We start from the raw sequence: 17,502 nt of genomic DNA, 5'->3' as shown, positions 1-17,502 counted from the left end.
CCATCATGACAACACTACTGATCAAAAACGTAACGCTAAAAGGACAAGAAGGTCTGCAGCAAATTTTGATTGAAGATGGTCAATTCAAGCGCATTGAAAGCAACGATGTGGAGCTTAATCATAACGGTGACACCATCGATGCTGAAGGCGGCATGGCGGTGGCGCCTTTCTGCGAGCCACACATTCACCTAGATACAACGCAAACCGCTGGCGAGCCAAGCTGGAACATCTCTGGCACATTGTTTGAGGGTATTGAACGTTGGGCTGAGCGCAAAGAAATACTGTCGATTGAAGACGTGAAAACGCGCGCAAAACAAACCTTAAAATGGCAGATCGCAAACGGTGTACAACACGTTCGAACTCACGTAGACGTTTCAGACCCTACCCTAATTGCCCTAAAAGCGATGGTAGAAGTGCGTGAAGAGATGAAAGAGTGGGTAGACATCCAAATCGTTGCGTTTCCGCAGGAAGGAATTCTCTCTTACCCAAATGGCAAAGAGCTGCTAGAAGAAGCCGTCAAATTAGGTGCGGACGTGATTGGCGCGATTCCACACTTTGAATTCACACGCGAATATGGCATTGAATCGCTGCACTACGTATTCGAGTTAGCGCAAAAATACGACCGTCTGATCGACGTACATTGTGATGAAATTGATGACGAACAATCTCGCTTCGTTGAAACGCTGGCAGCATTAGCGCACAAGTTCGATATGGGAAGTAAAGTCACGGCCAGTCACACAACAGCGATGGGTTCCTACAACGGCGCATACGCATCTCGCCTGTTCCGTTTATTACGCATGTCCGGTATCAATTTCGTGGCAAACCCTCTGGTGAACATTCACTTACAAGGCCGTTTTGATGATTATCCGAAACGTCGTGGCGTAACGCGAGTAAAAGAGATGCTGAATGCCAACATCAACGTCTGCTTTGGACACGATGACGTATTCGACCCATGGTATCCACTTGGTACAGCAAACATGCTGCAAGTGCTACACATGGGCCTACATGTATGTCAGGTCATGGGTTACGAGCAAATCAATACCTCACTAGATCTCATCAGCACCAACTCAGCGCGCACATTGAACATTCAAGACAATTACGGAATTGAAGAAGGCAAACCAGGTAGTCTTCTGATTCTTCCAGCTGAAAATGGCTTTGATGCAGTACGTCGCCAAGTGACTGTGCGCTACTCGGTTCGTCACGGTAAAGTCATTGCAGAAACGCAACCTGCGACGACTCATATTCATCTTGAACAAGCAGAGCAAGTGACGTTCAAGCGCTAAGGTTCGTAAAAATACCGACTAAAACGAAAAAGGGTCTGACGAAATCATCAGGCCCTTTTGCTATTGGCAAACGTCACTGCTGTTTTGTGTCTTACGACCTTAGTAGCCAACCGAGCGCACAAAAATGCTATTTAAGATGACCCGATACCCACTAAGTTGCATAAGGTTCTGATGGCTAAATCTCAATTACACTATCGAACTTGGAAATTCCTCTCTGCGTTCGGCATACTTCTGCCTTCACTTTAGTTGTAGATATAACTCATGACCTTATTAAGCCAGATAGAATCGCAATTTTTGGAATTTATGCAGCAAGAGATGCAAGTCGATGCGGCGCATGACATAAGCCATGTTCAACGGGTCGTAAACACCGCAAAAAAACTAGCTGTAGAAGAAGGCGCCGACTTATCTATTGTGCTTCCCGCCGCCTATTTACATGATTGTTTTACCTATCCGAAAGATCATCCAAACCGCAAGCAGAGCTCAACCATTGCAGCCAAAAAAGCGGTCGCGTTTTTAGAAAGTATCGATTATCCGCAGCAATACCATGATGCCATTGCCCATGCGATAGAAGCACACAGCTTTAGCGCTAATATCAGACCCAACACATTGGAGGCAAAAGTCGTTCAAGATGCCGGTCGGCTGGATGCATTAGGTGCTATTGGCGTTACTCGCTGTATACAAGTGAGCACTGAGTTTGATGCGCAACTTTACGATGACAAAGACATCTTTGCTCAACAGCGAGAACTCGACGACAAACAATTCACTCTGGATCACTTCCAGACCAAGTTATTCAAAATCGCCGAAACCATGAACACGGAGTCAGCGAGACGCGAAGCTCAAAAACGCAAAGCCTTTATGCAAACGTACCTAGAACAGCTGCACGATGAGGTGACCGCGTAAGTGTCTGAAAGCCATACGTTAATTAAAGAGCTTAAACGCCAGCTAAAGTTAGCTGGGCTGCATTACATCGATGTTGCACAACACCTTGATTTAAGTGAAGGCAGCGTCAAACGGTTACTGGCTGAAGGTCAACACATTAGCCTTGAACGCTTAGAACGAATTTGCCAATTGATTGGTTTAGAAATGGCGGAACTGTTTAAGCTCGCGGCTGCGCACAATAAAGGTCTAGAGTCGCTAACGTTAGAGCAAGAAAAGCAGTTGGTTGACGATAAAGCCCTGCTACTCGTGGCGATCTGTGTCGTAAATGGCTATCAGTTTGAGCAAATCGTTCAGCAATACACCTTCAATGAGTTTGAACTGGTGCAAAAGCTTGCTCATTTGGATCGTCTGAACATCATCGACTTGCAGCCAAATAACAAAATTCGTTTGCGTATATCTCCGACATTTAAGTGGCAGATGGGCGGCCCTATTCAACGGTTCTTCCAACAGCAAGTTCAAGACGCCTTTTTCCAAAGCTACTTTTCTGGTGAAGATGAAAAGTTGTCCATGGCAACAGGATTGATGAGCGTACCAACCAACAAGAAGCTGCAACAGAAACTGCAAAAGGTCATCGATGAGTTTTATCAGGCTTGCCAAAGTGATAGCTCTCTCGATATGGACGAGAAACACGGCACCTCTCTGATTATTGCGATGCGTCGCTGGACGTTCCCTCTGTTTGAACCATGGGAAAGAAAACCTACTCAAAAGTCTCGAAATTAGTAACTCAATAAACAAATGGAGATTAAAGTAACGAATTTCGTTACTTTTGGTGACACCCAACGTCACTTGACAGAGAAAGCTGGTTTAATCGTTCATTGAGCATAAAGTGCTCCCATCTCATTCGACTTTGTTTAATCGGGGCCAGCATGTTTTTCTCAAAACGCTTTTTTCCTTACTTTGTGACGCAGTGTCTTGGCGCACTCAATGACAACATCTACAAAAACGTTCTGTTATTGATGGTGACATACAGCCAAATTGATAACTTACCAATATCCGTTAATCTATTTGTTAATTTGGCGGCAGGCTTATTCATCCTACCTTTCTTTCTATTCTCTGCGCATGCTGGTGCCGTCGCTGACAGCATGGACAAAGCCAAATTAATACGACTTCTAAAGCTCATCGAGCTGGCTATCATGTCTTGCGCAGCAACCGCTATTGCGACCCAAAGTGCTATGCTGATGCTGGTTCTGCTGTTTATGACAGGCACTCAATCGGCCTACTTTGGTCCCGTAAAATACGCCTTGCTACCACAAGCACTCAAACCAAATGAGCTTGTTAAAGGAAATGCTTGGGTTGAAATGGGCACGTTCCTTTCGATTCTTATAGGTACGCTTAGCGCAGGCCTGCTGTTAGCCATTCCTAATGGTACCTTGATTGCTTCTTGTGTCGTTATTGCCTTGTCTTTGCTCGGGTTTATGAGCAGTGTGAACATTCCAACGATGCCTAGCCAATCGACTGACAAAGCGAAGTTTGAACCGATTTCTGGTTTAAAAAACACGTTAAAAGTGGCAAAAAAACAGAGAGGCATTTGGATGTCTGTTCTAGCCATCAGTTGGTTTTGGTTCATGGGTGCGACTTACCTGACTCAATTCCCTAACTTTGCGCGTGAACATTTGTTTGCAGACAGCACTGTCGTTTCTTTACTGTTGGCATTGTTTTCCATTGGTATCGCTACAGGCTCTTGGTTGTGTGAAAAGCTCTCTTTCAACCACGTTGAGCTTGGTATTTTGCCATTCGGTATCCTTGGTCTGACCGTCTTTGGCGTCGACTTGCTATGGGCAGTCCCAAGTTATCCATCACTTCCGGTGCACTTTTATGATGTGCAAAACTTCGTTGCTGAATCCAAACATCTGCGCGTCATGATTGACCTGTTCCTTGTTGGTGTAAGCGGCGGTGTCTTTATTGTTCCTCTTTATGCGTTCATCCAATCGCGTTCAAACAAAGGTGAATGTGCACGTGCCATTGCTGCTAACAACATCATGAATGCGTTGTTTATGGTGGTGTCTGCTTTGGTTTCGATCGTTGCACTCAGCGTACTAGAACTTTCTATTGTGGAACTGTTTGCCATGATGGCAATAGGTAACTTCTTCGTGGCAATCTATGTCTATCGTCAAGTACCGGAATTTACACAACGCTTTATCAGTTATTTACTCAGCCATTGTATGTATCGTGTGTCAGTAAAGGGGCGCCAACATATTCCTGAACAAGGTTCTGCGTTAATCGTGGCTAACCATGTTAGCTATGTCGATGCGTTGATTTTGATGGGAACCTCTACTCGCCCGGTTCGTTTTGTGATGGACAAATCCATCAGCGAGCTGCCTGTTCTTAAATATGTTTTCCGTCATGCCGGTGTTATCCCGATCTGTTCTCCACGTAAGTGTGCCGACACTTATCGACGAGCATTTGAACAGATTGAACAAGCGCTTAACGACGGTGAAGTTGTCTGTATCTTCCCTGAGGGTCGCTTAACGTCTAACGGTGAACTGGGTGAGTTTCGCCCTGGTGTGGAAAAAATCCTTGAGCGTAATCCTGTTCCTGTCATCCCTATGGCGTTAAAAGGGCTTTGGGGTTCTTTTTTCAGCCACAAAGGCGGACATGCTCTCACAAAACGACCGACTCGTTTTTGGTCAAAAGTGGATGTTGTTATCGGTGAAGTGTTAAGCCCAGCTTCTTTAAATCGTCATCAATTGCAACAACAAGTACAGGATTTACTGGGCTGATACGCTTGCTATACCGATCAAACTTTGCAGCAAAACGTAAATATGCACCACAAAGGGCAAGTAGTTCTTTGTTAATTAGAGTAGGATATCTACAACGTCATAAATCTAGGAGGTATTATGAAAATCATCATCTTACATGGTCTTTATATGCATGGGCTGGTCATGCAGCCTCTTAGCCAAAAGCTGAGAAAACTCGGATACGAAACGCAAGTACTCAGCTATAACACTGTTGCTATCGATGAGTCTTCACTGTTTGATTCTATTGATCATTCGCTTAATCCACTGACCACAAACGTGCTCGTGGGGCACAGCCTGGGAGGCTTGATGATTAAGCGCTATCTCGCCAACAGAAAACCGAGCACTAGCTTAATCTCTCATGTTGTCGCTATCGGTTCGCCTCTTAAAGGCGCGTCCATAGTAGGTCGGATTCAAGATCTCGGGTTGGGTGCCATTTTAGGAAACTCGCCACACCACGGATTAAACAAACATGATGATGCGTGGGCTTTTCCGCAAAAACTCGGCAGTATCGCAGGAACGATGCCGATTGGCGCTCGCCCATTGTTGATCCGTAATGACAACACCATGTCGGACGGTACGGTTACCGTAGAAGAGACAAGACTGGACGGTATGCAAGATCATATCGAAGTGAAGCAAACGCATACGAGCCTGATTTACAACACCTTCGTGCCACAGCAGATTGATCACTTTATTCGCACAGATTATTTCCGTCGATAGCACACTTTTCCATCATACAGATGGAATCGACTTTCCAAGCTATTCAGTTCGCAGTACTATCCTAGCTCCACTTCCTCACAACTTGGATGAAGTGGCACATTTTTAATTGTTCTCAGGGCGGGGCGAAATTCCCCACCGGCGGTATACTTTTTCAAGTGAGCCCGCGAGCGCTCGATTCGTCGAGGTCAGCAGATCTGGTGAGATGCCAGAGCCGACGGTTATAGTCCGGATGAAAGAGAATAAGAATACACCAGCATAGCGAGTCAGATTGCTAAGAGTGCTGGTGCACTTCTTTTGATCGTATTTTACGACGATCTCTCACACCGCCCTGATTCTGGTGAAATTTAGGAGTTAACCATGAATCAGTCATCACTACTTGCCGAATTCGGCGACCCAATTACTCGCGTTGAAAACGCACTTATCGCTCTAAAAGAAGGCCGTGGCGTACTTCTTCTTGATGATGAAGATCGCGAAAACGAAGGCGATATCATTTATTCAGTCGAGCACCTCACCAACGAGCAAATGGCGTTGATGATCCGCGAATGTAGCGGCATCGTTTGTTTGTGCTTAACAGATGCTCAAGCGGACAAACTGGAACTGCCTCCAATGGTAGTAAACAACAACAGCGCAAACCAAACCGCATTTACGGTTTCTATTGAAGCGAAAGTTGGTGTAACAACGGGGGTTTCAGCAGCAGACCGAGTGACGACCATTAAAACGGCGGCAAACCCGCATGCGAAACCTGAGGATCTTGCTCGCCCGGGCCACGTATTCCCTCTGCGCGCACGTCCAGGTGGTGTAATGACTCGCCGTGGTCACACAGAAGGTACGATTGACCTGATGCAAATGGCAGGGCTTCAACCCGCTGGCGTACTATGTGAAGTGACCAACCCAGATGGCACGATGGCAAAAGCACCAGAGATCGTTGCGTTTGGTCGCCTGCACAACATGCCAGTGCTGACTATTGAAGACATGGTGATGTACCGCAATCAGTTCGAGTTAAAACTGGCATAATTAAATCCCAGCTCTGAAAGAAGCCGCGCATTTGTGCGGCTTTTTTGATCGATCCTCTTTGCACTTGAGTAGTTATACTTATTGAAAACAAAGGGAACAACACCATGAAAGGATTACTGAAACTCGTCGCTCTCGTTGGCTTTATCTCCATGAATTCGCTTACTCTTGCATCTGAGTGCCCTGATATTCTTCAAGGTAAGCAAAGGTTGTTAAACTCAACAGAAGAAGTCGATCTATGCGAAAGCTTTAAGGGAAAGACACTACTAGTCGTCAATACAGCAAGCCAGTGTGGCTTCACTCCTCAGTTCGAACAGTTAGAAACCCTCTATCAAACTTACAAAGACCAAAACTTCACCGTTATAGGCTTCCCGAGCAATGACTTCCGACAGGACAGAGGAAGCGAAACAAACACAGCGAAAGTCTGTTATCTCGATTACGGGGTCACCTTTCCAATGATGGCTCGCTCTTCAGTATTAGGTGTAGATGCGAACCCAGTATTCAACCAAATTACTAATCAAGCAGGCATAAAACCAAAATGGAACTTCTACAAGTTTCTAATTAGCTCTGAAGGCAAAGTTATTGCTACTTTTCCAAGCTCCACATCACCGACAAGTACTACGCTTACCAATATGATAGAGCAACAATTGTAAGGTGACGACCATGACAACACGCTCAACCATGCTACAACTCGGTTACTTAGGCCTGATTCCATTTGTGTTTAGTTTAGGGCTGATTTTCACTGATATCTCACTCTTCAATTTAAGTGGTCAGCAATTTTTCATCGCATACAGCGCCGTTATATTAAGTTTTTTATCCGGCATACTCTGGGGGAATGGCATTGAGCATTACTACCACCGCCTTAGCAGAAATATATTAATTCTCAGCAACCTTTTTGTCTTACTCGCTTGGGGCGCATTATTGCAGGGTCACAAACATTACGCGGTCGCTACCCTACTCTTAGCAATTGGGTATCTTGCTGTTTGGTATGCAGAAAAACTCGTGAGGAAAGTCGAACAAGACACCGAGCCCAAGGGATATCAAGGAATGAGGAGCAAACTGACCTTCGGCGTAATCGTAATGCACGGATTGGCTTTAGTTTCATAACCTGGTCTGTCCAGTACTAAGATCACAAAAAAACGTCTTTTTATAAAACAATGTTCATTTCGTGAATGCACACATATTTTGAACACTGTTTTGTTTCATTTATGAATCAATCCACATATAAGTATCTCAAAGCATTCACAAAGGATATGAATATGTTTTTTCGCAAACTTTTGTTTAGCACTGCGATGATCAATGCAACGACAGGTTGCGTGTCTTACCAAGCACAACAAGCCGCCGCTCAAACAGTAAATAATACAGGTGCCGTGCTTACCAATGTGATTAAAACCACGATTGCTCAGCCATGTAATGTCGCAATCACTGCAGCTAGCTTGTTTTATCCGCATGCCATATTTATGACTAGTGTTCCGACTCAAGCATGCACAAGCGTTCTTAGATAATGCGAAAGTGATAAGCATAAAAAATGGCGACTCTACCGTCGCCATTTTTAAGCATCAATGCTATTTATAGTTACAGCGTCAATAAGTAATTAACTAATTGATTGTACTCGTCGTAAGTACGAATTTCGTTGGCCAAAACAATGTATTTATTGTTCACAACCACACCTGGAACCCCTCTTAACGTGCTGGCTGCAAATTGCTTATCAAAACCTTTCTGCATTGAGTTTACGGCGAAACTGTTGTACGCCGCATCAAACTTCTTACCTTCTACGCCATTATCAACGAAGAGCTGTTTCAGCTCAGCGTCATCTTTTGGCGCTTGTCGCTTTTGATGAATTTGGGCAAACATGGCAGGAATCATTGTATCTTCAACCCCGAGCGATACCATCGTCGCGTAGGACTTGGCCATCGGAATCGCCATATCTCCGCCCATGAACCCCACATGTACCTTTTCAAACTTTGCCTCTTTTGGCAGAGCAGGTTTTAAACGCTCAATAAGCGACTCAAACTTGTAGCAATGTGGGCAATAAAAAGAAAAGAATTCCGTCACAACAGGTTTCGATGCTTTCTTAACATCCAGAACTTTGTAGTGCTTCCCTTCTTCAAATTGCGCTGCGTGAGCGGTAAAAGTCAGTAAAAGTGCACTACATAAGGCAAGTAGTTTTTTCATTGTTTATTTCCTTGTGGCATTCAAATGCCAAATCATTTCATTTGGTAAAAAGGGGAAACCCCAAGTAATTTGAGATGAGGAATTAAACAATCGGAGGACGATAAAGCTTGGTGATCACTGTCACTACTTTTTCGACTAAAGGCCTATCAATCAATGCAAGGCTGTAAGGAAGAAGCAGTAAGTCGTTTTGAGATAAGTTGGCGGGAATTTTGACCATGCAGGAAGAGCTACAACTCGTGTGAGACTGTTGCACCTTATTGATGGCTGACTCATCGTGATGTGATTCTACGCAGTCGTCATTGACGCCAAGTTGTTTGTGCAGAGCAGCCTGTTGAACAATAATATCGCGTACTTCAATTGTTTTCACCGGGGCTGAAGCCTTCGCCATAGGAGCGACACTGCTCAAAAGCATAGCGGCTAAACAAACTATCGCGGTCAACAATGTACGGTTAAACTTCAACATAGCTACATCAACAAAAATGGTGATTTAAGATAATACATGATAACGGTTTGACTTCAAGGTACGGACTCTGAGTTCCGCCTCGCCTAAAAACTTGGTACGTTAACGGTTCCATATCCTTGAGGCTTCTCAATACCGCTCCCCTCTCACAAGAACTCATAGCGATTAAGCTATTCATCATTTAGATAGTTCTTCACCTGATACCAGCGACAATTCGATAAAACTTGAAATCGTTATGAAACACGAGTAATAGTTAGAACAGTTTTTGTACGAACAAGGAAAGATCAATGCTTAAAAAGAGATTCTTTAAGACAAAAGATGAAGTTGAAGTCACGTTCGAGCTAGATAAAGACCAGTGGGACTCCATCCATATTGCTGGGGATTTTAACAACTGGCAGCCAGAACCGATGAAATTAGTGAAGAAAAGCCGTCAATTTAAATTTAAAACGCGCTTACCTAAAGAGCAGAATGTTCAGTTCCGCTACTTGCTCAATGATGCAAAGTGGGAAAACGATCCTCAAGCCGACGCTTATGTTCCCAATGCTTTTGGCAGCGACAACAGCGTCGTGTGCACCACCGAATAAAACGTAAGTTCACCCTAATATTCCATATTAAGGCGCAACAGTTGCGCCTTTTTTAGACTTTTCAAAATGTGATTAATGATTAAGTTTGAATCATTACTTGGGGTATTTATCGAATCAACTCATCCGATAACCTTATTCTGAGAAAGCTTTATTTGAAATAATTCGTAAATTTGTTTAAGTTCCAGTGATATTAAATATTGTATACATCACTCAAATGAACGCACAACAAGTCAAACCATCTTTAATCATCGTGGAAGACGATCCCAAATTACAAGCTATGCTGGGAGAGTATTTTGTTGAACAAGGTTTCCAGGTCAAATGTATCGACAACGGGACAGACGCACCCGAAGCGATTATTGACACACAGCCAGACGTGGTTTTGTTAGATTTGATGCTACCTGGACAAGACGGCCTGAGCGTATGTCGTCAAATCCGTGAATGCTACAAAGGCAAAGTGTTGATGCTGACAGCGAGTGATGACGACTTCGATCACGTCGCCGCATTAGAAATTGGCGCCGATGACTTTGTTACCAAGCCAATCAAACCTCGTGTGCTGCTGGCACGCATTCGCATGCTATTGAGAAGAAAAGAGGCAGCCTCTACCGAGTCCGAAAACGGTCTACAAATTGGAGTACTGTGTTTAAACCGATTACGTAAATCATGCGTCATGAACCAGGAAGAAATTGCGCTGACTGACGGTGAGTTCGATTTATTATGGGTTCTCGCAACACACGCAGAAAAAACACTCTCACGTGAGTGGTTAACGAAAACACTACGTGGTATTGAGTACGACGGTACAGATCGCACCATTGACAACCGTATTGTGACATTGAGAAAAAAATTAGGCGATGTCTCTTGCTCTCCACAAAAAATAATCACGGTTCGCGGCAAAGGCTACCTATTTATGCCTGATGCATGGAATGAATAATGAGACGGATTTATCTGGAAAGCTTTGTCGGTCTTATCATTCTATTTATGGTGAGTTTGTGGGGTTACGAATTCTTGGTCTATGAGATCAACACAGATTACGATTACCTGCTACAAGAGCAAGAAGGTCAAGCTTTCCACGATCTTATCTATCCTATCTACGAAGAGCACGGACTAGAATACACTCAACAACAGCTTGAGCAATTTGCCACGTCCAGCCATCGCTTGTTGATTCCTCACACGCTCGAAGAACTTCCAGAGGACATCAGAAAAGCATTTGAAAGTGACACCTCTGTTAACGTGGCTTACGACGAAGAAAGGGATATATGGTTCCGCCTAGATGCGGACACCCCTATTTTCAAAATGATCGATGATCCGGATAGCTCAGTTATTCAGGCGATTAACTTTGATGACAACATTGTATGGTTATTCTTTTTAGCCGGATTTGCTCTGTATTGCATACTGCTGATCTGGTTTTTGAGCCGTCGAATTCGTGAGTTAGAAAGAGTCACGGTAGAGTTTGCTTCAGGCAACTTCAAAGCACGAGCAAGCACCTCAAGCGCCAAGTCCGTTGGAACGCTGAACAAAAGCTTTAATACGATGGCTGACAAAGTTTCTCGCCTGATCACTAGCAATAAAATGCTGACCAATGCAGTTGCGCATGAATTACGCACTCCTATTTTTCGTTTGCAGTGGCAAGCTGACTTGTTATCGGACTCTACATTAACCGAACAACAGAAAAAGCATGTACGTAGTATCGTCGAGGACATTGACGAGATGGAAGATATGGTTGAAGAGCTGCTTTATTACGCCAAAATGGAACGCCCAGATACGGCGTTGCAAACAGAAAACGTAGCGCTCGCCAAGTTAGTTAATGAGTTAAAACAGAGATGGCAAAAAGAGACCAAATTATCAATCTCACTCAATGAAACAAACTCTGAAAACGCGCGCGCATTCGCCGATCCAAAACTGCTAAAACGTGCCTTGGATAATCTGCTACGCAATGCAATGCGATACGCAAATACTCAAATTATGGTTGAGATAAAAAGTGATCAGCAAAGCTGTTTAATCCATGTACATGATGATGGTATAGGCATAGAAGAGCAGCATTGGCCTCACCTTTTTGAAGCATTTTATAGCGCGGATGAGTCCCGAAACAAAAACACGAGTGGATTTGGGCTCGGTTTGGCGATCGTCAGGCAGATAATGGAACTTCAACATGGTGAGGTTTCGATTTCTCATAGCCCACTTGGTGGTGCTTGCTTCACACTTCGTCTTCCAAAATCAGACAGTTAAGTTAACCTCTTTCCTCCTTTACAGAAGACGACACTTCAATACACTCCAGCGACAGAGCTCAGCAATAAAACAGTGTACATTTAATCCATAAATTCACAGAACAAATGGATAATACTCATGTACAAACCTTTTATTCTGGTTATGACGCTTGCCTCTACTCTTAGCGCTTGTACTTATAATCAAAAGCCTGTTGTCGACATGACTAATGTTGATCCTGCTAAATATGAACAAGATTTTCTTTATTGCCAAGAGTATGCGGAAAACGTAGACAAAACGGAAGCTGCAAAATCTGAAGCCGCGAATGGCGCAGTTACAGGTGCACTAATTGGGGCAGCAGCTGGTGCGCTGGAAAACGGGATAGGTGGAGCTGCTGTTGGTGCCGCTGCAGGCGGTACTGTTGGAGCAGGGGCCGGAGCGTTGAGTGGAAGCAATGACTCCACCAAGACACAATCTCTCGTACTGCGAAAATGCCTTCAGAATAAAGGCTATACCGTCTACGACCTTGATTAATTCAACTCTTTTTTCTTATTCAAACCCTATATCGTTGTGTGATGAATGCCATTCACAAATGTTTCACGCAAGAACGATTAGTCTCATTTCATCGTTTGGATAGATGCACAATCTAAATTATTAAGCTGTAGTAAGGTCATATTTTGAAGCCAGGAAAAACAGGTCTACGCCGTGTCATGGATGCGACCGGCTATTCATTTCAGGGATTGAAAGCCGCATGGAAATACGAAGCCGCCTTCAGACAAGAATTGATTCTAGCCTTAGTGCTTTCCGTCTGTGCTTTTTTCCTTCCAGTCACCACATTTGAAAGAGTACTGATGATCAGTAGCCTGTTATTGGTCCTGATCGTCGAACTTATTAATTCCGCCGTAGAAGCGATTGTCGACCGTGTTAGCGATGACTGGCACGAGCTCAGTGGTAGAGCCAAAGATATCGGCTCGGCTGCAGTATTTGTTGCGCTCACTCTTGCCCTTTTTGTTTGGGCTTCGTTCTTGCTCTAATTTTGATTCAAGACATTTACTTATGAAGACACATAATTTGCAACAAAAAGGTATCTCGTACGTTACCTTTACTTTCTTGTTGGCATTCTATTTCGCGCTGGTTGTAAATATTCCTATTTACAAAGAGCTGAATGGTATTTTTTCAAGCCTAGATAATGTCAAAATTGGTTTTATTATTACGATACCCATTTTCTTTCTTGCCGCGCTCAATTTCCTTTTTAACTTATTTAGTTGGCCTTGGGTTGGAAAACCATTCTTTATTACTTTGCTCATAATTTCGAGTATGGTTAGCTACGCAAGTTACAACTATGGCACGCTTTTCGATTCTGGAATGATTGCTAATATTGCTGAAACCGATTCGAGCGAGGCAAGCTCTTACCTGAGTACTTATTCTGTAATCTGGACGCTACTTATGGGGGGCGTCCCTGCGATGATTGTCTATAAGGTCAAGTTGCAATCTCAGCGCCACCAATTGCTGTATTTTTCTCTCACGAAGTTGGTGTCGATGTTGTCATCTCTTGCAGTAATTGCTGTTATTGCCAGTGTTTACTACCAAGACTATGCATCTGTCGGTCGCAATAACAGCTATCTGAAAAAAATCATTATTCCCACTCAATTCGTTTACAGCGCGACTGGGTATGTAAAGGAGAAATACTTCACCACGCCAGAGCCGTATCGCGAGATTGGAATCGATGCAAAGCAGTCAGATAGCGCAGTAAAGCAAGCACAGAACAAGCCGACACTACTGGTGTTTGTTGTCGGAGAAACCGCTCGAACACAGAACTACCAACTCAATGGCTATAAGCGAGAGACAAACCCTTACACCAGTAAGCTGGATGTGATTTCATTTCAAGAGGTTGCGTCTTGTGGCACTGCAACTGCAGTATCTGTGCCTTGCATGTTTTCTCAGCTCACGCGAAGCGAGTTTGAACGGACCAAGGCAGATAACCAAGATAATGCTCTCGACATCATGCAGCGCGCTGGAGTTGACCTCATCTGGAAAGAAAATGATGGCGGAGACAAAGAAGTCGCCCACAAGATCAAGAAAATTGAAGTGAACCGAAAGCAAGCAAGTCCTCTGTGTAACGGTCAAACCTGTTACGATATGGCGCTGTTAGATCACTTTGATCAAGAAGTTGCGGATATGCACGGCAATCGCGTTGTCGCCATGCATCTTATAGGAAGCCATGGTCCTACCTACTTCCAGCGTTATCCTAGAGACAAAGCGTTTTTCAAACCAGACTGCCCACGTGCAGATATAGAAAACTGTAGCGTCGAACAAATCGTGAATACGTACGACAATACGATACGCTACACTGATCTTGTGTTGGCAGAAACCATCAACAAACTCAAAGCATTAGAGTCTCAATATAATACCGCTCTCATCTACGTATCGGATCATGGTGAATCATTAGGCGAAAACGGATTGTTCTTACATGGCATGCCTTACGGCCTTGCACCAGACTTCCAAAAACGTGTTCCTTTGCTCATGTGGCTATCTTCCGGCTTTAAGCAAGTGAAACAAATCAACACCGACTGTTTGTCGAATGAAGCGCAAAAGGCAGGCCAGTACTCACATGATAACGTGTTCCACTCTTTATTAGGCGTTATGGATGTACAAACCCAAGCCTACGACGGCAAGTTAGATATATTCAAAGATTGCCGCACGACTTCCTAAGTGGACCAACAAAGCCTGACTCAAAATGTGAGTCAGGCTCTTTTCTAACAAGGCATTTAAACTCATCAACTTGCCAAGCGTTATACTACAACCTGCCATCCATACATCGAAATAAGGACTAGGATGAAAATTGGTATTATTGGTTTAGGAGATATTGCTCAGAAAGCATACCTTCCCGTTATCACTCAGCTTCCAAATATCGAACTTGTATTTTGTACACGCAACGCAAATGCACTTGAGAGTCTGGCTAAGCAATATCGAATCTCAGAGACCTGTCAAGACTACCAGCAGCTTCTGCACTTTGGCGTAGATGCTGTCATGATTCATGCGGCAACAAGCGTACATCCTCAAATCGCAGCATTCTTTTTGCAGCATGGAATCCCAACCTTTGTCGACAAACCATTAGCGGACAATGCTGATGACGTGGAAAAACTGTACGATATTGCCGAAAAAGAAAAACAACCACTTTATGTGGGCTTCAACCGACGTCATATTCCGGTTTACAACCAACACATGCCAGAGGTACAGCAAGGCAACATTTCTGACCTAAAATCGCTACGCTGGGAAAAGAACCGTCACCAACTACCAGGCGATATTCGTACCTTTATATTTGATGATTTTATTCACCCATTAGACAGTATTAACGTGACAGCCAAAACCGATTTAAAAGAGGCTTACATAACGCATCAGCTTGAGGGTGACCAATTGGCGCGTTTAGACATTCAGTGGCAACACGGAGATACTTTACTCCACGCTTCGATGAATCGTCACTTCGGTATGACGATGGAACGCGTTCAAGCTTGTTATGCAAACAAAGCAATGGAATTCGACTCTTTCGTTGAAGGGAGACGATGGCAAGCGAACCAAGAGCAAAAAATCAATTTGAAAGATTGGACGCCAATGCTGACGAGCAAAGGTTTCCATGCGATGTTGCTCGACTGGTTTAACGTCGTTGAATCTGGAAAAATCGCCAGTGAAGTAGTGAAACGCAACATTGCTAGCCATCAGTTAGCAGAGCAAATTTGTCAATATATCGAGAAAGTTACCTCTAGGTAGCTTAATTCTTGGCTATATGCTTAATCGAGTATTACGCTCTATACTAAAACAAACGTAGCTTCAGGGAGTCATTCATTCTCTGTTAATACTTATGCGGCTATTCTATCAAGCAAGTGAATGAGGGAACGGATCACGTTTATTAACGGAGTGGTTCTAGTTTTACATTACGATACCCTCAGGAACCTGTATCGTCATATTCAAGAGTAAAGGAAATAGAATGAGAACACTCGGTAACATCATTTGGTTTGTATTTGGTGGCGTATTTATGGGGTTGCTATGGTGGTTTTTCGGTATCTTGGCCTTTATTAGCATCATCGGAATACCTTGGGGGCGTGCGTGTATCGTTATGGGTAATTTTTCCTTTTTCCCATTCGGAAAAGAAGCCATTTCACGCGATGAATTGACCAATGAAATGGACATTGGTACGAGCCCTCTAGGCGTTATCGGTAACGTCCTTTGGTTTGTCTTTGCAGGCCTTTGGTTAGCAATCGGTCACGTACTTTCCGCCGCAGCGTGTTTTGTAACCATCATTGGTATTCCGTTTGCACTCCAACACCTGAAGCTTGCGGTTATTTCACTCGCACCAATTGGTAAAACGGTTGTGTCGTCAGAAGAAGCTGCAATGGCTCGGTACAATATCAACCGCTAACAAACAGCCAATATACTTTCTATCCTCTGGGCAGTATTGCTCAGAGGGCAACTCCCGTCAAAAGTAAGCCTATTATCGCTATCGCATATTCAATAATGGTTGATTGTATATCCATACCGTCACCTTTAAGTTGAAGTTCACCCTAGCTCTGTACTACTTTACTTTTTTATTAATCAATGGATTAGCTTAACCCTCCAAGCTCACCCACGCTCAAAAATCAGTATTATTTCCGCTCCTCTAAATTGAGTTCATTTACGAAAAGTCGAACTATAAGCATAGTTGATATTAATGATTTTTGACGATAAATAACTCACACCAATCCAGCGATAGTTCCAGCGTTTACTTTTTCTCAATAAACGTAAGCCGTTACGAAAGCGGGTTTCTTCCCGATCAAAGCCACCACTTCGCATCACTATCGCTTTTCTTTAAAAGGCAACAAATATTCGTTGTTATCTTGAGTAAATTATTTTGTTTGTCGCATTTAAGTTCAATCAATATTATTCGCGACATCAGAGAAATAGACCATTGAGCTCCTTAGCATTTATCACAGACATAGAACGTAAAGCCCCTTTTTTGCTCGTTTTTCTTTTTACAAATGTTCTAACTCAACGCCTATTCAGACAGGAATACACCGTGGATAAATATCAAGCTGCTTATGCCAAACGTCTAGAGAAGTTAAAGGGTAATCAATCTCCAAAAACGATAGCCCGTCTTTCGGCTTCGGGAGGCATTTCTTAACAAAGAGTACGAACTCCAAGACTTAGAATACCAACTATCAGACGCAGCACACCTACACTATGAACAATCTCATGTGAAAAATGATATTTCTTTTAAGGCGTTCAAGCGGGCGTTCTATAACGAATCCATCAAAATCTACAACCTAACCGATGGCGCCTCTATACAGAAAGTATTCACTCCGCTGCTCGCATTAACGACAGTTTGGGTGCTATTTATCTGCTTTTTTGACAAGTGATCATCA

At 43.6% G+C, this 17,502-nt stretch carries 19 protein-coding genes, 1 pseudogene and 1 riboswitch; of the genes and pseudogenes, 18 read left to right on the top strand and 2 right to left on the bottom strand.

The annotated features are described in order from the left end of the window. The first annotated feature begins 5 nt into the window (after positions 1 to 5). The 9 genes from P4S59_RS18715 (at position 6) to P4S59_RS18675 (ending at position 8,193) form a co-directional block, all read left to right on the top strand. Entirely contained in the window at positions 6 to 1,283 is a 1,278-nt protein-coding gene (locus tag P4S59_RS18715; RefSeq protein ID WP_337168846.1) for a cytosine deaminase, read from the top strand. 261 nt (positions 1,284 to 1,544) lie between these two features. Then, positions 1,545 to 2,183, top strand: coding sequence for an HD domain-containing protein (locus P4S59_RS18710; protein WP_337168845.1), 639 nt, complete (start codon positions 1,545 to 1,547; stop codon positions 2,181 to 2,183). Beyond that, positions 2,184 to 2,942 carry a helix-turn-helix domain-containing protein gene (locus P4S59_RS18705; RefSeq protein WP_337168844.1) on the top strand — a complete coding sequence of 253 codons (759 nt, stop codon included), beginning with the start codon at positions 2,184 to 2,186 and terminating at the stop codon, positions 2,940 to 2,942. It begins immediately after the preceding gene. 146 nt (positions 2,943 to 3,088) lie between these two features. After that, positions 3,089 to 4,942, top strand: a complete 1,854-nt coding sequence (locus P4S59_RS18700) for an MFS transporter (RefSeq protein WP_337168843.1) — start codon at positions 3,089 to 3,091, stop codon at positions 4,940 to 4,942. A 117-nt stretch (positions 4,943 to 5,059) separates the two neighbouring features. Continuing rightward, positions 5,060 to 5,677, top strand: coding sequence for a triacylglycerol lipase (locus P4S59_RS18695; protein ID WP_264912436.1), 618 nt, complete (start codon positions 5,060 to 5,062; stop codon positions 5,675 to 5,677). Positions 5,678 to 5,781: 104 nt separating this feature from the next. Further along, positions 5,782 to 5,922, top strand: a riboswitch (FMN riboswitch). A 112-nt stretch (positions 5,923 to 6,034) separates the two neighbouring features. Beyond that, positions 6,035 to 6,691, top strand: coding sequence for a 3,4-dihydroxy-2-butanone-4-phosphate synthase (ribB, locus tag P4S59_RS18690; RefSeq protein ID WP_006741191.1), 657 nt, complete (start codon positions 6,035 to 6,037; stop codon positions 6,689 to 6,691). A gap of 149 nt (positions 6,692 to 6,840) precedes the next feature. Next, on the top strand, positions 6,841 to 7,341 hold the full coding sequence (locus P4S59_RS18685; RefSeq protein WP_371131089.1) for a glutathione peroxidase: 501 nt from the start codon (positions 6,841 to 6,843) through the stop codon (positions 7,339 to 7,341). A 10-nt stretch (positions 7,342 to 7,351) separates the two neighbouring features. After that, entirely contained in the window at positions 7,352 to 7,795 is a 444-nt protein-coding gene (locus tag P4S59_RS18680) for a DUF3429 domain-containing protein (RefSeq protein ID WP_065645077.1), read from the top strand. A gap of 152 nt (positions 7,796 to 7,947) precedes the next feature. Next, entirely contained in the window at positions 7,948 to 8,193 is a 246-nt protein-coding gene (locus P4S59_RS18675) for a hypothetical protein (protein ID WP_005373664.1), read from the top strand. 70 nt (positions 8,194 to 8,263) lie between these two features. Here P4S59_RS18675 and P4S59_RS18670 read toward each other — a convergent pair whose 3' ends face one another. Beyond that, entirely contained in the window at positions 8,264 to 8,863 is a 600-nt protein-coding gene (locus tag P4S59_RS18670; RefSeq protein ID WP_104972344.1) for a thiol:disulfide interchange protein DsbA/DsbL, read from the bottom strand. An 82-nt stretch (positions 8,864 to 8,945) separates the two neighbouring features. Continuing rightward, positions 8,946 to 9,326, bottom strand: coding sequence for a hypothetical protein (locus P4S59_RS18665; protein ID WP_185090680.1), 381 nt, complete (start codon positions 9,324 to 9,326; stop codon positions 8,946 to 8,948). 284 nt (positions 9,327 to 9,610) lie between these two features. On the opposite strand from P4S59_RS18665, the gene P4S59_RS18660 reads away from it, so the two are divergent. The 9 genes and pseudogenes from P4S59_RS18660 (at position 9,611) to P4S59_RS18620 (ending at position 17,496) form a co-directional block, all read left to right on the top strand. After that, entirely contained in the window at positions 9,611 to 9,907 is a 297-nt protein-coding gene (locus P4S59_RS18660) for an isoamylase early set domain-containing protein (protein WP_005396349.1), read from the top strand. Positions 9,908 to 10,121: 214 nt separating this feature from the next. Further along, complete coding sequence (locus P4S59_RS18655; RefSeq protein ID WP_256898808.1) at positions 10,122 to 10,835, top strand: response regulator; 714 nt, start codon at positions 10,122 to 10,124, stop codon at positions 10,833 to 10,835. Further along, complete coding sequence (locus P4S59_RS18650; RefSeq protein ID WP_048624808.1) at positions 10,835 to 12,130, top strand: ATP-binding protein; 1,296 nt, start codon at positions 10,835 to 10,837, stop codon at positions 12,128 to 12,130. The genes P4S59_RS18655 and P4S59_RS18650 overlap by 1 nt, the downstream gene beginning before the upstream one ends. A gap of 117 nt (positions 12,131 to 12,247) precedes the next feature. Continuing rightward, complete coding sequence (locus tag P4S59_RS18645; RefSeq protein ID WP_337168842.1) at positions 12,248 to 12,640, top strand: glycine zipper family protein; 393 nt, start codon at positions 12,248 to 12,250, stop codon at positions 12,638 to 12,640. 143 nt (positions 12,641 to 12,783) lie between these two features. Then, a complete protein-coding gene (locus P4S59_RS18640; RefSeq protein ID WP_269469449.1) occupies positions 12,784 to 13,140 on the top strand; it encodes a diacylglycerol kinase in 357 nt (118 codons plus the stop codon). Between the two features lie 22 nt (positions 13,141 to 13,162). Continuing rightward, the gene (locus tag P4S59_RS18635; protein WP_114323387.1) at positions 13,163 to 14,818 is read left to right on the top strand and encodes a phosphoethanolamine transferase; all 1,656 of its coding nucleotides are present in this window, start codon (positions 13,163 to 13,165) and stop codon (positions 14,816 to 14,818) included. A gap of 123 nt (positions 14,819 to 14,941) precedes the next feature. After that, the gene (locus tag P4S59_RS18630; protein WP_337168841.1) at positions 14,942 to 15,874 is read left to right on the top strand and encodes a Gfo/Idh/MocA family protein; all 933 of its coding nucleotides are present in this window, start codon (positions 14,942 to 14,944) and stop codon (positions 15,872 to 15,874) included. Between the two features lie 217 nt (positions 15,875 to 16,091). Further along, positions 16,092 to 16,523: a YccF domain-containing protein gene (locus P4S59_RS18625; protein ID WP_005373685.1), complete on the top strand. Its 432-nt coding sequence runs from the start codon at positions 16,092 to 16,094 to the stop codon at positions 16,521 to 16,523. Between the two features lie 633 nt (positions 16,524 to 17,156). After that, positions 17,157 to 17,496 (top strand): annotated as a pseudogene (locus P4S59_RS18620) (hypothetical protein). The last annotated feature ends 6 nt before the right edge of the window (positions 17,497 to 17,502 follow it).

It is taken from the genome of Vibrio sp. M60_M70 (assembly GCF_037162085.1).
Lineage (GTDB): Bacteria > Pseudomonadota > Gammaproteobacteria > Enterobacterales > Vibrionaceae > Vibrio > Vibrio diabolicus.
Note: the sequence above shows the minus strand (reverse complement) of the source record. Positions and strands in the feature narration are given on the sequence as shown.

What these genes read in the sequence shown, in the direction of transcription:
- ribB (WP_006741191.1), top strand. Translation starts at nt 6,035, where the DNA reads ATGAATCAGTCATCACTACTTGCCGAATTCGGCGACCCAATTACTCGC.
- P4S59_RS18650 (WP_048624808.1), top strand. Translation starts at nt 10,835, where the DNA reads ATGAGACGGATTTATCTGGAAAGCTTTGTCGGTCTTATCATTCTATTT.
- P4S59_RS18670 (WP_104972344.1), bottom strand. Translation starts at nt 8,863, where the DNA reads ATGAAAAAACTACTTGCCTTATGTAGTGCACTTTTACTGACTTTTACC.
- P4S59_RS18625 (WP_005373685.1), top strand. Translation starts at nt 16,092, where the DNA reads ATGAGAACACTCGGTAACATCATTTGGTTTGTATTTGGTGGCGTATTT.
- P4S59_RS18680 (WP_065645077.1), top strand. Translation starts at nt 7,352, where the DNA reads ATGACAACACGCTCAACCATGCTACAACTCGGTTACTTAGGCCTGATT.
- P4S59_RS18685 (WP_371131089.1), top strand. Translation starts at nt 6,841, where the DNA reads ATGAATTCGCTTACTCTTGCATCTGAGTGCCCTGATATTCTTCAAGGT.
- P4S59_RS18645 (WP_337168842.1), top strand. Translation starts at nt 12,248, where the DNA reads ATGTACAAACCTTTTATTCTGGTTATGACGCTTGCCTCTACTCTTAGC.
- P4S59_RS18630 (WP_337168841.1), top strand. Translation starts at nt 14,942, where the DNA reads ATGAAAATTGGTATTATTGGTTTAGGAGATATTGCTCAGAAAGCATAC.
- P4S59_RS18710 (WP_337168845.1), top strand. Translation starts at nt 1,545, where the DNA reads ATGACCTTATTAAGCCAGATAGAATCGCAATTTTTGGAATTTATGCAG.
- P4S59_RS18655 (WP_256898808.1), top strand. Translation starts at nt 10,122, where the DNA reads ATGAACGCACAACAAGTCAAACCATCTTTAATCATCGTGGAAGACGAT.
- P4S59_RS18665 (WP_185090680.1), bottom strand. Translation starts at nt 9,326, where the DNA reads ATGTTGAAGTTTAACCGTACATTGTTGACCGCGATAGTTTGTTTAGCC.
- P4S59_RS18635 (WP_114323387.1), top strand. Translation starts at nt 13,163, where the DNA reads ATGAAGACACATAATTTGCAACAAAAAGGTATCTCGTACGTTACCTTT.
- P4S59_RS18660 (WP_005396349.1), top strand. Translation starts at nt 9,611, where the DNA reads ATGCTTAAAAAGAGATTCTTTAAGACAAAAGATGAAGTTGAAGTCACG.
- P4S59_RS18675 (WP_005373664.1), top strand. Translation starts at nt 7,948, where the DNA reads ATGTTTTTTCGCAAACTTTTGTTTAGCACTGCGATGATCAATGCAACG.
- P4S59_RS18700 (WP_337168843.1), top strand. Translation starts at nt 3,089, where the DNA reads ATGTTTTTCTCAAAACGCTTTTTTCCTTACTTTGTGACGCAGTGTCTT.
- P4S59_RS18695 (WP_264912436.1), top strand. Translation starts at nt 5,060, where the DNA reads ATGAAAATCATCATCTTACATGGTCTTTATATGCATGGGCTGGTCATG.
- P4S59_RS18715 (WP_337168846.1), top strand. Translation starts at nt 6, where the DNA reads ATGACAACACTACTGATCAAAAACGTAACGCTAAAAGGACAAGAAGGT.